The sequence below is a fragment of the Blautia pseudococcoides genome (assembly GCF_001689125.2).
In the GTDB taxonomy this organism is placed as follows: domain Bacteria; phylum Bacillota; class Clostridia; order Lachnospirales; family Lachnospiraceae; genus Blautia; species Blautia pseudococcoides.
The window spans coordinates 1631580-1649084 of sequence record NZ_CP015405.2; the positions used below are offsets into that span (position 1 = coordinate 1631580).

Below are 17505 nucleotides of genomic sequence, written 5' to 3' on the forward strand. Positions count from 1 at the left end.
ACAACAGGTTTCCAGGGGGGAGATTTTACTTTAGCAGGGTGATCGCTGTATCATTGTGTTCCGCCCATGCCTTTTGCTCAGGACCAAATCAATCCAGTTTTTGTTTTTCGTCACAGCGACTTTCAATTGTTGTTCACCCGGATCCAGTTAGGGATATCATTTATTCTCATAAAAGGATTTTGGCATAAAAATTACCCCCTAAGTAGATTTTGGTTATTTACCTTGTCTGCTTAGGAGGTATCATATCATAATTGCTTAGTGCGACCGCCCCCGCTTTTATTATATTTACTTACATAAAATCTATTTTAATCCCAACAATCTGACCATTACGCCGAGATGTCATGATTGGGTATGTTCCGTCTCCTGCACCCGTCGATGATATAACGCCTACATTTTCGCTGAGTCATTATATAACTTTACCTCTGCAATACCATTTAAAAGGCATAGGTCATTAAACGCATCCTCATCTGATCTGGTTTTTTATACCTGTGTGATCTAGAAATGCGCTGACGCTCTGCAGGGCAGCCCCCTCGTATTGTGCAAGAAGGGGACGCAGCAGAGCAGAAAAGAATTACAGGACACAGTGTCCCTTGGCCTGCAGGCAGTTTTTTACTTCACTGATGCAGTCTACATGAAGGATCATAATAGGCATTCCCGAACTGCGGTTGAAAGAAAGATAGAGATAGTCCACATTAATGTTGCTGTCCAGCAAGGATATCAAAAGCCTGTCCAAAGCACCAGGATCATCATCCAGCTCCACCCCCAGAACATCTGTGTCACGGCAGATAAAGCCCTCTTTAGAAAGTGCGTCAAGCGCCCTTTGCGGGTCAGAGACCACCATGCGGATAATGCCGTATTCGGCACTGTCGTTGGTGACAGACCCCATAATATTAATGTTTTCTCTTGCAAGGATACCGGTGACAGACTGCAGCATTCCTTTTTTGTTTTCTGCGAATATGGATATTTGCTTAAGCATAGATTCCCCTCCTGAAAATTAACTTATGTTAGTAAATCGTAACTGTTCTGTACCGCCACAGTTACACAATTCTAACACAAGTATATGTTCTGTCTCACGGTTCTGTCAACCTATTTTAAAAAAGCCGGAAACCGGAAAAATACCCGGGAAGTGTCCCCGGCAGCTGAGACGGGCTGTCGGGGGCGGATTCATTCTTCTGTTTCCTCTGTAGTTTGCGGGGGCTGCTCCAGTATCTCCACAGGTTGTTTTTGTATGGATTTTTCTATGATGGTCAATTGTCCTTTCGCCACACAGACATTGTCCAGAACTTGGATCTTTACATTGTTTGCTTCTATCCGGACATCTTTTTCCCGCAGTGTTTCCAGCAGGAGGTCAAGCTGTTCCTGCGCTTTCTTTTCCGCGCCTTCCTTTGTATATTTGTAGGGCTTTGTGACGCTCTCGTAATCTATACAGCTCCCATAAAAAATGGGAAGGCGGAAATTTTCGGTCACTCGCACCTGATGTAGTTTTGTCACAGTATCAAACTGGTCAAAACGGTTTTCCCCTTTCAGGTTGAGCACGTAATCTCCAAACTGCAGAACCGGGCCTTTTTTGGCTTCACCGGTATAGACATTTTTTTGGAAGTGCATATTAAATTCATGGTAATACTGCATCTGTGACTGAATGTAAATATCTGCGTCAGACTCCGTATATTCATACCCCACCACTTCTTTACTGTCATTCATGATATCTACTCTTCCTGACACCAGTGTCTCACCCTTTTCGCAGGTCTCCCCCACCTTTTTGCACGGTGTGCCCTTTCTGGTGATCATGGAAACAATGGTGCCTGATCTTCCGGCAATTATACTGCTGGGATTCTCTTCTGTCTGTTTGATCATCTTGTTTGCCGTGGCATTTTCTTTAACTTCCAAAATGAGCCGTGTACCGGATATTTTTGCGGAAACCCAGGTGATATCAGGAAATTCCTTACGCATCTGTTCCGCTATGTAGGAGCAGTCCACATTCTTTTTTAATATGCCGTGATGGATTTGGATTTCATCCAGATAATTGAGTATGGTCTGGGTGCTGTTGTGGCGGTTGCCCTCCACATGAATATTCCAGATATGCTGGGATAATACCATCAGCAGGCAAAAACCTGCTAAAATGCCGATAAAAAATGCCTTTCTTTTTTTGTTGCGGTAAAAAAAGAAGGGCAGTCCGTATTTTTTTATGATTTTCACACGGGAACCGGTCTTTCGGCATATGGGCTTCATCTGGTAGAATCCGGAAATACTTACATTCATCTCATAAAAACCGCCGCGGTTCTGCAAATCCCAGATGGGGATGTTATGGTGGGCACACATATTCAGGAAACGTTCCGGGCCGCCGCTCTGCAGCCGGATGCGGACATAGCCTTTACAGTAATAATTCCAAGCCTTCAACTTTGTTACCTCCCATTTTCTTATAGAAAGGAAACACAACAGATGCTTCCCGTGATCTTCATTTCCTCGTTGGTGTAGTAGTCAATGGTGAGGTGGGTTCCCTCTATTTTTATAGCATCGTGTTTGGTGAGAAGGACAATGCAGGTGTCCTCGTATTGGCGGATGCATTTGTAATTTTCTATGAAAAGCTCCCTGGAGCCGGTCATTGTGAAGATGGCTTCCCGGTATGCCAGGTCTTTGGGAATTTGGAGGGAGTCGGCGATGCGGCCGGTGAGGGGGGTGGATTTTTTGCGCATGGGAGTCTCCGGGGTGATGTCTTACTATTATGAGTATGCGAAGAAGGGGGAAATGATGACAAAGGGGGACGGGGAATGACCCGGTCTCCGCGCCCCTGGACCTTCCGGCTGATTCCCCTAGCGGGGGATGTGGGCCGGAGGTGCGGGGGATATGGGTTATTTTATGAAGATGATGCCGAACCAGAGGATTTGGGTGGGGGACAAGGTGAAGTCAAGGTGGTGTTTTTCGGCCAGTTCGCTGACGATGATGCCGTGGCTTTCCACGCAGGGATGCATTTTTCCCGGAAAACGGCAGGGGGCGGATGGATAGGTGCAGATTTCACAGATGTCGCAGGATTCGGTGGAAAGGGCCATGCATTGGGAACCCTGGGAGTTGATGAACTGCTCGATGGCGGCTGTTATATTTTCGTGTTCTTTGCGGGTGGACAGGGTCTCTTCAAAGTTAATGACATCAGTAACTTCCGCTATAGTGGAGAACAGGAAGCATTCTTTGTAGGCTAGGCAGCGGTGTTTGCACTCTTCTACGCTTCCGACAGCAGGCGGGCAGGCCCAGGTCGTGTTGAAGCGTTGGCATTCTTTTTCACAGATCCATCTGACACGGTAGGAAAATTCGATTTCTTCCGGACTGAAAAAGGCGTATTGATAAACCGGATACTGGCAGATGAACGCTTCCAATTTTTCATGTGAAATCATTGGTTAATCCTCTTCTTTCTCTCTTATTTCCTCATTCATTTGTGTTTTATTATACAGGAAATGTCGTATAATGGCAACCAATACGCCCCTGCTGTCTCCAAAAGGGGATAGAGGGCTGCTGGGAATGTGAAGCGTTTCCCTGTAAAGAGAAGATGTTTGACAGTGTCCGCATCCGGGCCTTTTTATATGGCAATGGTTATATGCTGTCAATATAGATGTATACTCTTGTTGAAAAATATGACAAAGGAAGTCTTTTGCACAACATACAAAAAACGGTACAGCAACCGTTTGCTGTACCGCCTGATAAATCTTTTTTCTTTTCTGTATTACTCTTCCGCCTCTATAGCGTCTGTTTCGATAATAAATTTCACATTGCCGTTCATGTTGTCTGCTTTCCCGCTGAAGGTGTCATACGTGCAGTTTTCGGAATTCAGTGCATTCACTCTGTCCAGTATATTACCCACCTTATCCTCAATGGTGTCCTTCAATTTTTTAGTGCCTTTTTCATGGAATTCCTTCATGCCGTCTTTCAATGTCTTTGCCCCGTCTTTTAGCTGGGATATGCCCTCCTGTATCTGACCGCTTGCGTCCTGCAGGGTGTTGCTGCCTGACAACAGTTCCCCGGTGCCTGAGGTCAGTGTGGCAGCTCCTTCCCGCAGTGTGCCGCTGTTTGCGGAAAGCATGGCAGCACCGGAACAAAGCTCTGTACTCAACTCATCCAGTCCATGGCTTAACTGTGAAGTGCCTCCCTGAAGTGTTCCTACCCCCTGTACCAATATAGGCGCATTCTGTTTTAATTCCCCTGCACCGTCTAAAAGCTTCTGATTGGCATTTCCCAGGTTCTTAAATCCATCCAGAAGAGACTGGATCCCTTTGCTGGTTTTTGGAAGTGTGGATGTGCTCTGGTCCAGCAGGCTGACACTGCCAGAAAGCTGGCTGATACCGCCTTTTAGCTGCTGCATGCCTGTGTTAAGGGCAGATACACTCTCTTTTAAAGTTTCCATAGGTGCTGTTGGAATCTGATTTTTCATGGCAGTGATTCCTTCCAGCTGCTTTTGGATCAACGGAAATTCATCGCTGCCAAGTTCACTGACGGCTGCTTCAACCGTCTGATAGGAGCCAGCCATTTTTTCTATAGCATTTACGATTCCGGAAGCATCGAAAGCAGGAATATTTACGTTGACTGCCGGAACCTGTATATGTTCCAGCTTTTCCATGTTTTCCGCGTCCACTGTCACATTGCCAAGCTGGCCTTTGGCGGCTGTCAGAGCACTTATCACTGCCTCATCATCGGAAGCGGCGATCTGTGCATCCAAAGCATCCCTTGCTGCCTGGAGTTCTGCATTGGCGGCTTCCTGTGCAGTATCTGCCGCAGTATTTGCCATGTTCTGGATCTGGGTGTTTTTCATATCAATTTTACTATTTACATCATTGGTTACTGCCTGTTCTGCCTGGGCAATAGCCCTTTCTGATTCTGACTGAATCGTGGTGAGATATGACTGCAGAGAGCTAAGATTGTTCTTCAGGCTCTCACCTGCGGCAATCATTTCACTGACAGGAACGGCAATCTTTTCCTGCATCATGGAGGACAGGTCCTCTGTCTCCCTAAGCAGTTCCTGGCCTGTGCCTGTCATCTGATCCACCAGCGCCATCATTGCATGGATATCTGTACTGTCCAGCGTATCTTTTAACTGCTGGGTGCCGGCAGCCAGCGTATCAGCAGCAAGGCGGATATCATCCGTGGTGCTGCCCTTTCCGTCCAGTGCGCTGTTCAGCTGTCCGACAGCATCTGTTATTTTCGGCAGCCCCTCTATAAGGGGCCTGAGTCCTTCTGCTCCGGCAGCGAGCTGTTTCTCCCCGGCAATATAGGCCGTTGTGCCGTCTGCCAGTAAAGAAGCACCGTCGGTATACTGTTTTACCCCATTCACTATGGTATTGATCCCGTCCACATACTCTGTAACCTTTCCTGTGAGAACGCCGCTGCTTCCTAAATAGGTCTGGATCCCGTTATCCAACTGATCCACACCCTCTGTATAACTGCCGATTCCGTCTGCAAGTTGTACTCCGCCGCTGTTCAGCACATCAATTCCGCTCTTTAACACGTTCACACCATCGTCAAATTCTTTATATTTGCTGTCCAGGGTATCAGCCCCTTTAGACAGCTCCGCGGAACCGTCTACCAGTTTAAGGGCAGTGTCCTCCAGATCATTCAGAGAATCCTTCAGTTTATCCATATCCGTGATGTCTTCTGTATTTAGTTCCTTCATGATATCCGTCAGCGCTATGGTAAAAGTAGGGTCCATAGAAAAGTTTTTCACATCCGCGGACACCTCCAGGCTCTCCGGAAGGGTAATACCGTCACTGTCATTACCTTTATTCAGGTTTTTGTCAAGCCCCAGGCTTTCTTTCAGGCCGGGCATGGCAATACCAAGCACAATATTTCTGCTGCCGTCTGAAATAACCTTTCCGTTATCAATCATAACATTTGAAAAAATATCTTCCGGCAGAATCAGTCCTGTCATCATAACAAAAGGACTATAGAGGGTTTCCTCTTTTCCGTCCACCTTTACGGTCTGTTTGACATGGTTTTCATAATGGATCTTGATCTGCAGATGCCCGCTCTTTCCTGGCAAATCTTCGGGGCTCATTTTCTTTCCGTCTAAATAGTAGGCCAGGTTTACAGAGACCGGCAGGGCTTTGCTGGTTTTTCCCTGATAATAAATATCCTGCCCCTCAGTATTCCAGATAACAGAATCCCCTTTTTCCGTATATGTCTCCTCACCCTTAACGTTTTTTATATCTTTTAAATCAGTCTGGTCTTTCAGCTTCTTCTCCACTCCGGCGTTTTTAAGCCAGCTGGACACTGTCACATCCTTTTCTTTGCCGGCTGCGTCGGCATTCACATAGACCGTTTCTTCCTTGGATACTTCTTTCTCCGTTTCCCCTGCTGCATAAACCGGCATGGCACCCACAACAGTGGCCATGCTCACGGCAAGTCCTGTCATCATCTTATTTTTCAGTTTTCTGTTTCTGTTCATTCTATTACTTCCTTTCCTGATGAGCGCTGTCTTTTTGTCTTCTTACCCAGAAATCCTATGGATGTCTTGCATATCACTTTATCAAATATCATAAACATGGCCGGAAGTACCATGATAACTACAGCCATACTGATTAGGGCTCCTCTTGAAAGCAGGGTGCAGATAGAGCCTATCATATCCACTTCAGAATAGCAGGCAACTCCAAAGGTTGCGGCGAAAAAGCTGCATCCGCTGGTGATAATAGACAGCATGCTTGCTTTATGTGCAATGGATATGGCCTCTTTTTTGCTGTGCCCTCTCTGTCGTTCCTTCTGATACCGGCTGGTCATCAAAATGGCATAATCAACCGTTGCCCCCAGCTGAATGGTACCAATGACAATGCTTGCCACAAAGGGAAGGCTGGTCCCCTGATAAAAAGGCACTGCCATATTCACAGCAATGGCAAATTCTATGACTGCCACCAGGATAACCGGAAGGGACAGGGATTTAAACACCAGCATGATAATAATAAAAATGGCGGCAATGGAAATTATGTTCACATTGCGCAGGTCCACGTCTGTAACATCCTGAAGGTCTTTCATCAGAGGCGCTTCACCGATTACCATGGCAGAATCATCATATGATTTTACAATCTTATCAATGGCTGCAATCTGTTTGTTCACGGTTGGCGTGGCCGATTCATATTCCGAGCATACAAAGGCCAGCTCGTACTTATCACTTTGCAGCATCTTTTTAATATCCTTCGGTATCATGGAATCAGGAATGGACGGACCGAACAGGGAGTTCATGCCAATGGTCCATTTAATGCCATCTACCTGGTCAACTGCCTCCATCATGTCACGCTTTTCTTTACTGTCCATATCTTTTTTCATAAGTATCATATGCATGGTACTCATATCAAAATCATCCTGCAGCTTTTCATTGGCCACATTACCCGGAAGGGATGAGGGCAGTGACTGCGCAATATTATAGTACACTTTCGTATGATCATTTCCGTATATTGCCGGCAGGAGCAGGAGCAGAAAAACTGCCAGCCATAATTTGTAGTGCTTTGTAATGAACCGGGACGGACCCTCTACATTTCTTATCAGAGGTCTGTGCTTTGTTTTTTCAATCGCCTTATCAAATATAAGTACCATGGACGGAAGCAGGGTGACACAGCATATAACACCGATCACCACTCCCTTTGCCATAACAACACCCAAGTCCCTGCCCAGAGTAAACGTCATGCAGCAGAGCGCAGCGAATCCGGCGATCGTAGTCACGGAGCTGCCCACAATGGATTTGAACGTGTTGGAAATGGCATGCCCCATGGCCCTGTTCTTGTCGCCTGGGAAGCGAAGCTTATTTTCCTCATAACTGTTCAGGAGGAATATGGAGTAATCCATGGTAACACCAAGCTGCAGTACAGCGGTCAGAGCCTGCGTAATGTAAGAAATCCCCCCCAAAAACAGGTTGGTCCCCATGTTATATAAAATGGCACATCCAATACTGAGCAGGAAAAATACAGGTACAAGGAAGGACTCTGTGGCAAGTTCCAGAACCAGAAAAGCAAGGCATGTGGCAATGACCACGTAGATGGGCAGTTCCTGCAGGGATATGTTCTTGATATCTGTGACGATCCCTGTCATGCCGCTGATAAAACATTGCTTATCCGCAACTTTTCTCATCTGTGTCACTGCTTCCATTGCCTCATCGGAGGAAGTGGTGTTGTCAAACAATGCCAGCATCATGGTTGCATCGCCCCGGAAAAAGGCTTCCCGCAGATCCTTTGGGATCATCTCCACCGGAAGGCTTAAATCTGCCACATCGTCATACCAGAGTACATCTTTTACATGAGGTATATCGCTGAACTTATCTTCCAGTTTCTGTGCGTCCTTTAGGTCCATGTTTTCCACAACAACCATGGAAAATGCACCCATCCCATACTCATCCACCAGGATATCCTGACCCTTTACGGTTTCCAGGTGTTCCGGCAGATAACTGAGCAAATCGTAGTTAATTTTTGTTTTAGCCATACCTATTACGGATGGAACCAGCAGCAGAATCCCCAAAAGTAATATGAGAACCCGGTGCCTGGCGATCCACTTGCCCGCTTTGACCATAGAAATCATCCCCTATTCTGTCTTTCTTTGTAACTGTTCAGTGCCTTCACAAGTGACAAGCAAAAATCCATGATAAACTGTCTTTAGCCATGAGGTTTTGCCTGATACTGAACGCTTTCTTACGGTCAACGCAGAAAATGTGCGGACCTGCTGAAGTGTTACCTCTTATATTTCATATCAACTTCCATTATAAGCGAAAATGACTAATAGTCAATATTTAAAACTCACAGAAATCCATGAAATAGCAAAATGAATTTTGGTCATTTTTAAGGTATTGACTTATAGTCATTTTTATTAGATAATGAGATTAAAATCAAAATTCAGGTGTGATAAAAACACATATGAAAGGTGAGACAGCCATGGGAAAACTGGAGATAAACAAGCGGCAGAAAAAGAGTGCTCTCTTCCAGACCGCATTTGATCTATTTACAAATAAAGGCTTTGCCAAAACCACAATCTCTGACATCGTCAATCAGGCCGGGCTTGCAAAAGGAACTTTTTACCTTTATTTCAAGGATAAATATGATTTGAGGGATAAATTGATCGCTTACAAAGCCGGACAATTGTTTGCGGATGCCCATAAGGCGTTGGCGGCCAGGGAGATTACAGGTTTTGAGAATCAGATGATGTGGATGATGGACTATATCATTGAACGTTTCCAGAAAGAACATACCCTTCTTCAGTTCATTGCAAAGAATCTATCCTGGGGTATTTTCAAAAATGCCTTTGCACGTACCGTACCGGAAGAATCACAGAAGTTTTATGAATACTATCTTGAAATGATGAAAAAAAGCGCAGTGACCTGTGAGGAACCTGAGCTTATGCTTTTTACTTTTATTGAATTGGTGGGGTCCACCTGTTACAACTGTATTTTATTTGAACAGCCGGTGACCATGGACAAATACCTGCCATATCTTCATAAAGCCATCCACCAGATTTTTCTTGCTTATACAACAAGCTGACTGTAAAAGGACCGGCGGCTGTCTGCATATATGCAGTACAAGTCTCCGGTCCTTTTGCTCTGTCTCTAAAATGCTTTCTTCCATTCTCCAGTCCCGGTCTGAGTACAGAACAGGATCCTCTCCTGCCCGTTCTCCTCCAAAACCCTGAAATGGACCAAATCAGCATATTGTTCCCTCAGTTTTTTCTCTATCTCAACCATATGGGAATCCCAAATCTCCTCATAAGGTACGGGTTCAAAGGCTGCAAGTGCCGGATGATTCGTCAATGTCCTGAGAATTCCGTACCCTTCCCTGCTGTTTACAGCATTTTCCGGTACTGGCCGAAACCCGAAATCCAGATACATTCCGGCAGCTACCCAGGTATTTGTCTGCGTCGGTATCTTAATGGAGGGATAGCCCAGTTCTTTTAAACGCTGCAGAGTATGGGAGATCAGGGCTTTTGCAATGCCCTGCCTCTGGTATTCTCTCTTTACAGCCACCCAGTGCAGCCATCCCGCGCCGGATAAGTCCCGTGGTTCATAGAATGCTGTGGCTGTGGCAACTTTTTCGCCATCCAAAGTCTCCACAAAAAACATTCTCTCTTCCAGCTCTTTTTCTTTCCCGGCATAGTACTTCTCCCAGGCAGCCTCCCCCTCCATCGGAAGAACAAATTCTCTTGCAGATGTTTCTATGGCAATCCAGTCCTTCTTATCTCCCTCCCTGTAATAGACATAGCGGTATCCCTTTGGCAGAGAAAAGCCGGGAAGGTTTTCAAGACTGCTGCTCTTTAGGACCAGCTCGTAGTATTTCAGGCGCATATCATGGTTGTCGGGTTTTAACTTTATAAGTTCTTCTCTTTTCGTCATACTCACCTCTCTGCGGCCGGACTATACCGCCTGGCCGGACAGAATACTGTCTATTAACCGGGAGGCTTCATTTCTGGTCAGTGTGTCCGGGTTAAAAGTCTGTTTCAAGCCCTTCTGCTTTATCAGACGCATAAGAAAATCCATCTGCTTTTTTGTAGCGGGCGGGCATTTTTTGGCTGTGCAGACCAGAGGAGACGGCTCAAACAGATGGGGCTCTTTCTCCTCAAAATAGTGTGCCATGGTCTGGTACAGCTTAGCAGTTGCCAGTGCGTCATGATAGGCCCTGTGGGCAGCTGAATTGTTGATCCGGTAGTGCTCACACAGCTCGCCCAGACTTCTGGACGGAAGGTCCCTGTGCACGGTTCTGGCTATTTTCAAAGTGTCAATGCCGTCTTTTTCAAAGGTATAACCCAGAGATTCGGCGCTGAGCCTGACAAAGCTGTAGTCAAACAGCACATTGTGCCCGATCAAAATATCCTGCTCACAAAAATGCAGGAAATCAGGAATCACCTCTTCCCGGCACCTGGCATTTTCCACCATTTCATTGGTGATTCCGGTAATGCCTGTGATATTGGCTGGAATAAAAAGTTTTGGCTTAATAAATTCCATAAAACGTTCCTGTACTTTTCCGTTCCGCACCTTTAATGCGCCTATCTCTATGATCTCATTTTCTTCTGGACTTAGACCTGTAGTTTCTATGTCAAAAGCTATGTATGATTTTAACATATCGCGCTGCGTCTTCCTCTCTTTCTCTTCTGTTTAAACGGACGTTCCGGGTCCGCCCTGCTGCCTGCCTTATAGTTTCCGACAGTATCCGGCAACGGCTTTCATGCTCTGAACCTCCAGTCGTAGAGACCTTCTGTGTGCACCATGGGCTGCAGCATTTCCCGCAGGGAGTCACTTTCATTATAGACAGCAATACTCAGTGTCCCTCCGCTGATACTCAGCATGGAGTTTTCCCTGGTCAGGAGAATGTCAATCTGTCCTTTCCTTTTCAAAATGGTCTTTTTCATGATTTTGACTATGGTATCACAGCGTTTATCTTTCAGCCATCCTTCCCTCTGACGAATGAGCGGAATATGTTCCTGCACATACATTTCAAAAGGATAATAGCATAAAAGCTTCAACACAATAGCAATCACCTTATCACAGAAAACCTGAAGCTGTTTGTCCTGCATAAAATACTGTTCTACTTCTTCAAATATTGTTTCAGCTTCATGGGGAACCCTTCCGGGCAGAAAATCAATCACCCGGTAATCCTCATTAAAAAGCTGGCTCATTTTCTCGTATCTTGTCATATACCCCTTACTCCTTTATAAACCATGCTTTTTCTTCCTCTTATACTCCCTTATCCTTTCCTCAATTGTGGTGTAATCCCTCTCAAACAATTCTTCACTGATCTGCAGGGCAAGCGTCTCCCGTGGAACCTTCAGCAGTATCTTTTCAATCACAAAGGCTTTGCTTTTTTCCCTGTATTTTGGCATCTTATTCAGTTCCTGAATATGTGCCAGTTCCGGGCGCCATAGGATACTGAGCTTTCTCTTCATATCCACTTTCGGATTAGGCTTTGGTTCCCGGAGGGTATAAAAATCCACGGTATTTCCCATCTTTTCCGCTGTGATGATTCCCCACCATTTAGGAACATACTCTTTGATGTGCAGAGCGTGGGTGGATCCTGCCACAACAAGGTTGCTGTCATAATAGCGGTTGTAATCTCTCACCTGTCTTTTCAGTCTCACATAGGTGTCCGCATCGCTCTTTATTTCAATACCGGCAATGGTGTCCGGCAGGACCATCACAATGTCCGCACGTGACTTACCCATTTGTTTTTCCTCCAAGATCCTGATCTTACCGTACCTCTCCTCTAAAAAGTCAAAGAGAGGCTCCCGGATATCCTTATCGTACAGCATGATCAGGAATTGGAGGAGGAGGAAGCCGCGGCTGCACTGGCTGCGGCTGCGGAGGCGCAGATTGCGGCCTGCTGGGCTATGACCAAAGCCACAACGCCGTTTAATGCCGCTGTCTGCATGGAATGCAGGTCCGGCACATAATCGCAGGAAGCCATCATGCCGGCATACATCAGCCTCTGTCTGGCCCCCACACCAAAAGCCCCGAATCCTTTCCGGGATTTCAGAAAAGCATCCGCCTCTGTGATATCCTGTACCAGTATATCTTTTTCCACATCCAGAAGCGCCAGAACACCTAATGTTGCAAGCTCACAGCCTGTTCCGTATCTCAGCCCCCGGGATTTCAGGGAATCAAATAATTCCAGCGCCCTTCTGCACTTCGGCACCGCAAAATCCTCACCGAGAGCCAGAATGTGACTGAGGGACTGCACCGAATTCCCGGAGAAGAAGCAGGGCTTTAAAATATGATAGCACTGCTCCATCTCCCGTTCAATACAGGAATCATCCAGTTCAGACATAGCAAGAAGTACGGCAAATGCACTGTCCTCGCCGGATGTGAGAAATGGATGGGCATTTTTCATACGGCTGTAAATACGGCCTGTTTTGCGTATGATCTCCTCATACCGGGACGGGTCTGCCATCTCCGCTACGGTGGCAGCCGCCACTGTCAGATATTCGGAACCCCAGAAGTATTCCTTTAGCCGTCCGTAAAGCGTCAGCATCTGCTCCATCACCATTTCGGGGTTTTCCGTCAGCGAGAGCATGGTAATGACAGCCAGTTTTGAAACACCTCTGAAATTAGAAAAAGGTCCGGTATTGGCCTTTAAAATATCCCGGCAGCTAAGCAGGCGGTCCGCATCGGCAAGAGAACCTCTTGACGTCAGGATCCCCGCGCACATTGGATAGACATACGGGCTCTCCCACCCAAAGGTGGATTTGATGATATCTCTGTTTTCAATAAACAGATCACAGCGTTTTCTCAGTTCTTCTCTCAAGATATATCCCTCCCAAGACTTCTGTCATTTACAAACACACCTTTATACTGCTCCAGCCCAAATCTGGTCACGAACCAGGAACATTTGCAGAGAAACATGTAGTAGACATTCAGCCCGCTGTTGTTCAGCGTCTCAAAATTTCCCTGGCCTTTTGAGAGGATCAGGTCCGCAGCAGCGATCAGGTCCCTGGCCTCTTTGGAGATATGCTTCAGGCTTGTGCCTGCAATTTTCGTGCCATTGCCGATGACAGGCACCAGATCAGAAAGCCCGGTCATATTGGCATCCTCAATTGTGGCATCATTGATCACCGGTTCACCCCGTACAATAACGGTAACATGAATCTGCGGATATTTTTTCATAAGCTGTTCGATCAAAAGCTTATCAAGAACGATCTCACCGCAATTATCGGTAAGGTAGACCAGGTTTCCGGCAGTCTCCATCTGGTTTGTGAAATCACTGTATTCGGAGGCATCCAGGGTTTCCCCGGAAGCTGTGTCGATCAGCTCCCAGAGCTTTTCATCGCTCACACTGCCCATGGCTCCAAAATCAATATAATTGCCTGCCCGGGCGTACAGGATCCCCTGGTATACAGGGTCGTCTGACTGGGCGATCCGGCTGCGTACCGCATCCTCTGCCTCCAGCATCCTATGATTGTAATCTTTTTTTAACTGTTCAAAACTGTATGCGCGTCCAAAATACTTCTGATGGATCACATTTATTTTAGCGATGAGCACGGGTGCTGTGTCCTCCGGCTGCGCTGCACCGATGATCTGAAACACTTCCCGCATATAGGCAGACTTTAATTCCTCGGAAGCGACGTCCTTCAGATTCTCCATCTGACGGGTGATCAGGCAGCTCATACACTGGGCGCTTAATTTTACATTTGTGGATATTTTCATGGTATCTCCGTTTCAATTTATAGAATGTCCCAGGATCCTTACTGGTATTTTATTTATTTACGATTTCATTATACCCTATTGTGTGTTGATTTCCAATAGTAAAAAGCATCCGGCCTGTCTGCTCTTATGAATCGTCTTCCGGGATCGCAGCGTGTAAACAGCGGCATATTTTGCAGATATTGGAACAAAAAGAAAGCAGGGCATCTATGGTTCAAATGCCGCTGCTTTTCTTGGTTTTTCTTTTCCGTTACCGGATTTAGTTACTGTTTTTTCCTGCCAGTATGGTCATGCATTTTCCTATGCCAATGCATCCAAAAATTCCAGTATATATTCAGCCGTGCTGTCCCACTGCTCTTCACCGGAAATACTGGCTGTTTTATCTTTTTTCTGTTCTCCGTAATTTCCAAAGCCTGCATGATTGGCTCCCTGTATGATTATTTCCTTACAGATTTTTGCGTTTTTAATGGATTCTTTGTATTTCTCCCGGTTCAGAACTCCGTCCCTGCTGCCATAGATGGACAAAACCGGCAGTGATTTAAGCGTATCTGTGGGATACGCCGCAAGCAAAACCAGTCCTTCCAGTGAGTCTTCATGTTTCTGCGCATAAGAGGAAGCCATAGCACCACCAAGTGAATGTCCGCCAAGATACCAGTTTTTTACGTCCGGAAAATCCTGGATCACCGTATCTGCCGCATTAGAGTTAAAAACAGCCAGATGAAACGGCATTTTTACCAGAACGCAAAAGACATTTTCCCCTGCAATCCTTTCAAGCAGCGGCGCATAGCTTTTGGCCTCAACCAAGCCTCCCGGATAAAAGATAAAGCCTGTGCCGCTGTTCTTATCCCCATATGTAAGGTAATCGTCCGATTCGGTTGTGATGGCATCCTTTGGTTCATATGCCTGTGAATGGTAATAATTTGAAACATACACGGCAAAACCAAAAAACAGAAACAGCACTGCGGTTGACAGGCTTAAAGATAGTTTCTTCCATAGAGGCCAGGGCCTTTTTTTATACTGCATTTTCACTCTCCGATTTCAAAATTATTTAACTTGTATGCATGGCCTGCGAATTCCAGAAGGTGTCACCAAGAGTGATGGCGTCATCAAATCCAGATAATTTTATTGTGCCATATTCGGAACAACAAAGGTCAGTGTGTACTGCTGGCCGCGGATCGCTGTCACCCAGATTCCGGTATCCGCTCTGCAGAAGGTTTGATTCCGCCTCTTTGCACTGCTGTCCGCAGCGGATCCCCTCCATGCTGACACTGCTGTTATTCTATGAAAATGATGACAGCCGATAAAACATTCACCTTAATTATGTGCAGCATAAACTCTGCCATAAACTATTCCCCCTCTCGCTCAAGCTCCTTCAGGAACTTCTCCAGTTCCTGTATCTCTTCTCCGCCAATCTGTTTTCCCTGGTACAGGGATGCCACAAAATTCTTCAATGAATTCCCATACAGTTTCTCCAGCACGCTTTTCCCTTCCTGCTGCTGGTATTCACTCTGCATCACAACAGGGCTGTAGAGATTGGTTTTTCCTTCTCTTTTTACTGAGACGAAATTCTTGTTTTCAAGCCGTGTGAGCATGGAGAGGATTGTGGTGGGTGCCAGCTCTTTCTTTTGATTCACAAAAGCCTCCACCTCCAGACGTGTCATGTCCGGATGGCCGTTCCATAAAGCCAGCATCACATCCAGCTCTGAATCAGGTAGTTTTTGAATACGGTTTTTCATGTTATCACCTCCTGTACTGTCTGCAGATACCGGATTTTCAGGTTAGGTTACAGAGTGTTTTTCTACAATCGTAATACATATTGTTATTTTACATTAGTAGTAGATAAATGTCAATGGTTTTTGTGAAAATTTCTCCAATACTTCATTGTGCAGCGCAAGGGGACTGTCCTTGCCGCAGCTGTATGACATGATAAATTTCATTGCTGTACCTCACTTTTATTTTTTCTGTCTTATGCAGCGTGAATTTGCCCAAGACAAGGAACAGGATCCCAAAGACTAACATCTTTCCGTCAATCAACACAAAGCTGCCAAACTGCATGATGGTACATTAAAATATATTTAAATATCATTAAAAGTCAGCAAGAACAAAAGACTCGTCTTCCTGTGCAAGAGGTGCCGCTTTCGATTATCACCTACTTGCCGGCAGTGCGTATTCTGCCTGGAGGGATTTTGGATCACACAGGAAATCCCCCTGCTTCGATAGAAAAGCAGGGGGATCATATCTAATCTTATTCCGTTCTATGATTGTCTTTCAGAGCATCATAGGCCTTCTTTGTAAAGCGGTGATACTGCAGGCCGAACTCATCTTGTTCCAGGTAATAAACGTAAGGGTCAATTTCCGGGTTCTGAAAGGAAATGCCCCATTCATGTTCATGAATTTTTTCAACTACTACATCCTGGGAGAATCTTTTGAAAATATTTACAATATCGTCCACAGAATTCCCGGGTTTAAATATTTCTTCTAAAAAAGCCTTTAAAAATGGGCTGTCATTTACATTTTCATGAACATATTTTACTCCTTCAGAAGGAACACGGATACAATAACGGCCCTTTTCCTCTGTTTCCTTTATGGTCAGTCCGCCCAGCTCCTGTTCTGCAGATTTACAAAATGCTTCGATGACCTGGGAAAGGTCTTCCTCTGCTGCCAAGAGCAGTTCCTGCAAAGATTCTTTTGGATAATACAGATTCATATCCTCTTCCCGGTAACCGATCTTTATTTCACACTCTTTAATATTGTCAAAAATATTCCTTTTTAAATCCATGCTGCATGCTCCTGTCTTTTTTATTTGCAGCGACCCGCAAAGCGGCTTAACTTTGAAACGCCCTGCAAATTCTGCATTGATCTATAAACTGTCCACCACATCCCGAATAGTCTCCAGGAAAGATTCTTCCCCATACGTGTTCAACTTAAAGACTATCCCCTGACTCCCGCCGGATGTGATCGCGGACAAGTAATATTCACCTCTGCCTCCAACTAAAGTGATGGACAAACTGACTCTGTTGCTGCCCATTGCGCTGTAACGCTCATAGATTCTCACGGCACACTGAAAATCCCCATTGCTGAAATTACTGCTGTCCTCGTATGATGCGGACATACTTCCCTTCATTACAGCATCGTGCAGTTTATTTATAATATCATCAAAATCTCCGTGGACAACTTTTTCGTATTTTGCCATATGACATCCTCCTGTTATAACGCGGCAGGTCTGTGCATTTACCACGCTGCCCGTTAAAAAGTTCCAGATTAATTATATAATATATTGAAAATTATGACAATCATTATCTTTTAGCTGTTCTTTTCTTCTTTAATCGAAACTTAATACCCCTGTCCGGAACTTCACTCCTATTTAATAA

At 45.5% G+C, this 17505-nt stretch carries 18 protein-coding genes; 2 read left to right on the plus strand and 16 right to left on the minus strand.

The genetic code is table 11. The annotated features are described in order from the left end of the window. Positions 1-571: 571 nt before the first annotated feature. The 4 genes from A4V09_RS07685 to A4V09_RS07700 all read right to left on the minus strand — a co-directional run bounded on the left by A4V09_RS07685 (position 572) and on the right by A4V09_RS07700 (position 3386). Positions 572-976, minus strand: a complete 405-nt coding sequence (locus tag A4V09_RS07685) for an ACT domain-containing protein (RefSeq protein ID WP_065541830.1) — start codon at positions 974-976, stop codon at positions 572-574. A gap of 188 nt (positions 977-1164) precedes the next feature. Continuing rightward, positions 1165-2397, minus strand: a complete 1233-nt coding sequence (locus tag A4V09_RS07690; RefSeq protein WP_065541831.1) for a sporulation protein YqfD — start codon at positions 2395-2397, stop codon at positions 1165-1167. Positions 2398-2417: 20 nt separating this feature from the next. Then, entirely contained in the window at positions 2418-2693 is a 276-nt protein-coding gene (locus A4V09_RS07695) for a YabP/YqfC family sporulation protein (RefSeq protein WP_065541832.1), read from the minus strand. 156 nt (positions 2694-2849) lie between these two features. Then, positions 2850-3386, minus strand: a complete 537-nt coding sequence (locus tag A4V09_RS07700) for a DUF2284 domain-containing protein (RefSeq protein ID WP_084043475.1) — start codon at positions 3384-3386, stop codon at positions 2850-2852. 80 nt (positions 3387-3466) lie between these two features. Between A4V09_RS07700 and A4V09_RS26725 the strand changes: the two genes are divergently transcribed. After that, entirely contained in the window at positions 3467-3601 is a 135-nt protein-coding gene (locus A4V09_RS26725) for a DUF3795 domain-containing protein (protein WP_157123559.1), read from the plus strand. A 111-nt stretch (positions 3602-3712) separates the two neighbouring features. Here the strand turns inward: A4V09_RS26725 and A4V09_RS07705 are convergent, their stop codons facing one another. After that, positions 3713-6424, minus strand: a complete 2712-nt coding sequence (locus A4V09_RS07705) for a YhgE/Pip domain-containing protein (protein ID WP_065541834.1) — start codon at positions 6422-6424, stop codon at positions 3713-3715. Further along, positions 6421-8529, minus strand: a complete 2109-nt coding sequence (locus A4V09_RS07710; protein ID WP_065541835.1) for an efflux RND transporter permease subunit — start codon at positions 8527-8529, stop codon at positions 6421-6423. The genes A4V09_RS07705 and A4V09_RS07710 overlap by 4 nt, the downstream gene beginning before the upstream one ends. A gap of 359 nt (positions 8530-8888) precedes the next feature. Here A4V09_RS07710 and A4V09_RS07715 point away from each other — a divergent pair, with 359 nt between their 5' ends. Further along, positions 8889-9491, plus strand: coding sequence for a TetR/AcrR family transcriptional regulator (locus A4V09_RS07715; protein ID WP_065544688.1), 603 nt, complete (start codon positions 8889-8891; stop codon positions 9489-9491). A gap of 65 nt (positions 9492-9556) precedes the next feature. On the opposite strand, the gene A4V09_RS07720 is transcribed toward A4V09_RS07715, so the two are convergent. The 10 genes from A4V09_RS07720 to A4V09_RS07770 all read right to left on the minus strand — a co-directional run bounded on the left by A4V09_RS07720 (position 9557) and on the right by A4V09_RS07770 (position 17327). Then, positions 9557-10336 (minus strand): GNAT family N-acetyltransferase, encoded by a 780-nt coding sequence (locus tag A4V09_RS07720; RefSeq protein WP_065541836.1) that lies wholly within the window; start codon positions 10334-10336, stop codon positions 9557-9559. A gap of 21 nt (positions 10337-10357) precedes the next feature. After that, a complete protein-coding gene (locus tag A4V09_RS07725) occupies positions 10358-11062 on the minus strand; it encodes a 3'-5' exonuclease (protein WP_065541837.1) in 705 nt (234 codons plus the stop codon). Between the two features lie 101 nt (positions 11063-11163). Further along, positions 11164-11634, minus strand: a complete 471-nt coding sequence (locus A4V09_RS07730) for a hypothetical protein (protein WP_065541838.1) — start codon at positions 11632-11634, stop codon at positions 11164-11166. A gap of 15 nt (positions 11635-11649) precedes the next feature. After that, entirely contained in the window at positions 11650-12246 is a 597-nt protein-coding gene (locus A4V09_RS07735) for a sce7726 family protein (RefSeq protein WP_065541839.1), read from the minus strand. Between the two features lie 2 nt (positions 12247-12248). Further along, positions 12249-13238 carry a DUF4003 family protein gene (locus tag A4V09_RS07740; RefSeq protein WP_065541840.1) on the minus strand — a complete coding sequence of 330 codons (990 nt, stop codon included), beginning with the start codon at positions 13236-13238 and terminating at the stop codon, positions 12249-12251. Further along, a complete protein-coding gene (locus A4V09_RS07745) occupies positions 13235-14137 on the minus strand; it encodes a damage-control phosphatase ARMT1 family protein (RefSeq protein WP_242964021.1) in 903 nt (300 codons plus the stop codon). The genes A4V09_RS07740 and A4V09_RS07745 overlap by 4 nt, the downstream gene beginning before the upstream one ends. Before the next feature lie 297 nt (positions 14138-14434). After that, positions 14435-15157 carry an alpha/beta fold hydrolase gene (locus A4V09_RS07750; protein WP_065541841.1) on the minus strand — a complete coding sequence of 241 codons (723 nt, stop codon included), beginning with the start codon at positions 15155-15157 and terminating at the stop codon, positions 14435-14437. A gap of 323 nt (positions 15158-15480) precedes the next feature. After that, complete coding sequence (locus A4V09_RS07760; RefSeq protein WP_065541843.1) at positions 15481-15870, minus strand: BlaI/MecI/CopY family transcriptional regulator; 390 nt, start codon at positions 15868-15870, stop codon at positions 15481-15483. 509 nt (positions 15871-16379) lie between these two features. Continuing rightward, a complete protein-coding gene (locus A4V09_RS07765; protein WP_065541844.1) occupies positions 16380-16913 on the minus strand; it encodes a DUF3877 family protein in 534 nt (177 codons plus the stop codon). An 81-nt stretch (positions 16914-16994) separates the two neighbouring features. Continuing rightward, complete coding sequence (locus A4V09_RS07770; protein ID WP_065541845.1) at positions 16995-17327, minus strand: DUF6054 family protein; 333 nt, start codon at positions 17325-17327, stop codon at positions 16995-16997. Positions 17328-17505 lie beyond the last annotated feature (178 nt).

Bases quoted from the DNA above. Each gene is read 5' to 3' on its own strand.
- A4V09_RS07760 (WP_065541843.1), bottom strand. From the start codon at position 15,870: ATGAAAAACCGTATTCAAAAACTACCTGATTCAGAGCTGGATGTGATG.
- A4V09_RS07770 (WP_065541845.1), bottom strand. From the start codon at position 17,327: ATGGCAAAATACGAAAAAGTTGTCCACGGAGATTTTGATGATATTATA.
- A4V09_RS07700 (WP_084043475.1), bottom strand. From the start codon at position 3,386: ATGATTTCACATGAAAAATTGGAAGCGTTCATCTGCCAGTATCCGGTT.
- A4V09_RS07710 (WP_065541835.1), bottom strand. From the start codon at position 8,529: ATGGTCAAAGCGGGCAAGTGGATCGCCAGGCACCGGGTTCTCATATTA.
- A4V09_RS07765 (WP_065541844.1), bottom strand. From the start codon at position 16,913: ATGGATTTAAAAAGGAATATTTTTGACAATATTAAAGAGTGTGAAATA.
- A4V09_RS07720 (WP_065541836.1), bottom strand. From the start codon at position 10,336: ATGACGAAAAGAGAAGAACTTATAAAGTTAAAACCCGACAACCATGAT.
- A4V09_RS07695 (WP_065541832.1), bottom strand. From the start codon at position 2,693: ATGCGCAAAAAATCCACCCCCCTCACCGGCCGCATCGCCGACTCCCTC.
- A4V09_RS07735 (WP_065541839.1), bottom strand. From the start codon at position 12,246: ATGCTGTACGATAAGGATATCCGGGAGCCTCTCTTTGACTTTTTAGAG.
- A4V09_RS07745 (WP_242964021.1), bottom strand. From the start codon at position 14,137: ATGAAAATATCCACAAATGTAAAATTAAGCGCCCAGTGTATGAGCTGC.
- A4V09_RS07715 (WP_065544688.1), top strand. From the start codon at position 8,889: ATGGGAAAACTGGAGATAAACAAGCGGCAGAAAAAGAGTGCTCTCTTC.
- A4V09_RS07705 (WP_065541834.1), bottom strand. From the start codon at position 6,424: ATGAACAGAAACAGAAAACTGAAAAATAAGATGATGACAGGACTTGCC.
- A4V09_RS07730 (WP_065541838.1), bottom strand. From the start codon at position 11,634: ATGACAAGATACGAGAAAATGAGCCAGCTTTTTAATGAGGATTACCGG.
- A4V09_RS07750 (WP_065541841.1), bottom strand. From the start codon at position 15,157: ATGCAGTATAAAAAAAGGCCCTGGCCTCTATGGAAGAAACTATCTTTA.
- A4V09_RS07725 (WP_065541837.1), bottom strand. From the start codon at position 11,062: ATGTTAAAATCATACATAGCTTTTGACATAGAAACTACAGGTCTAAGT.
- A4V09_RS07685 (WP_065541830.1), bottom strand. From the start codon at position 976: ATGCTTAAGCAAATATCCATATTCGCAGAAAACAAAAAAGGAATGCTG.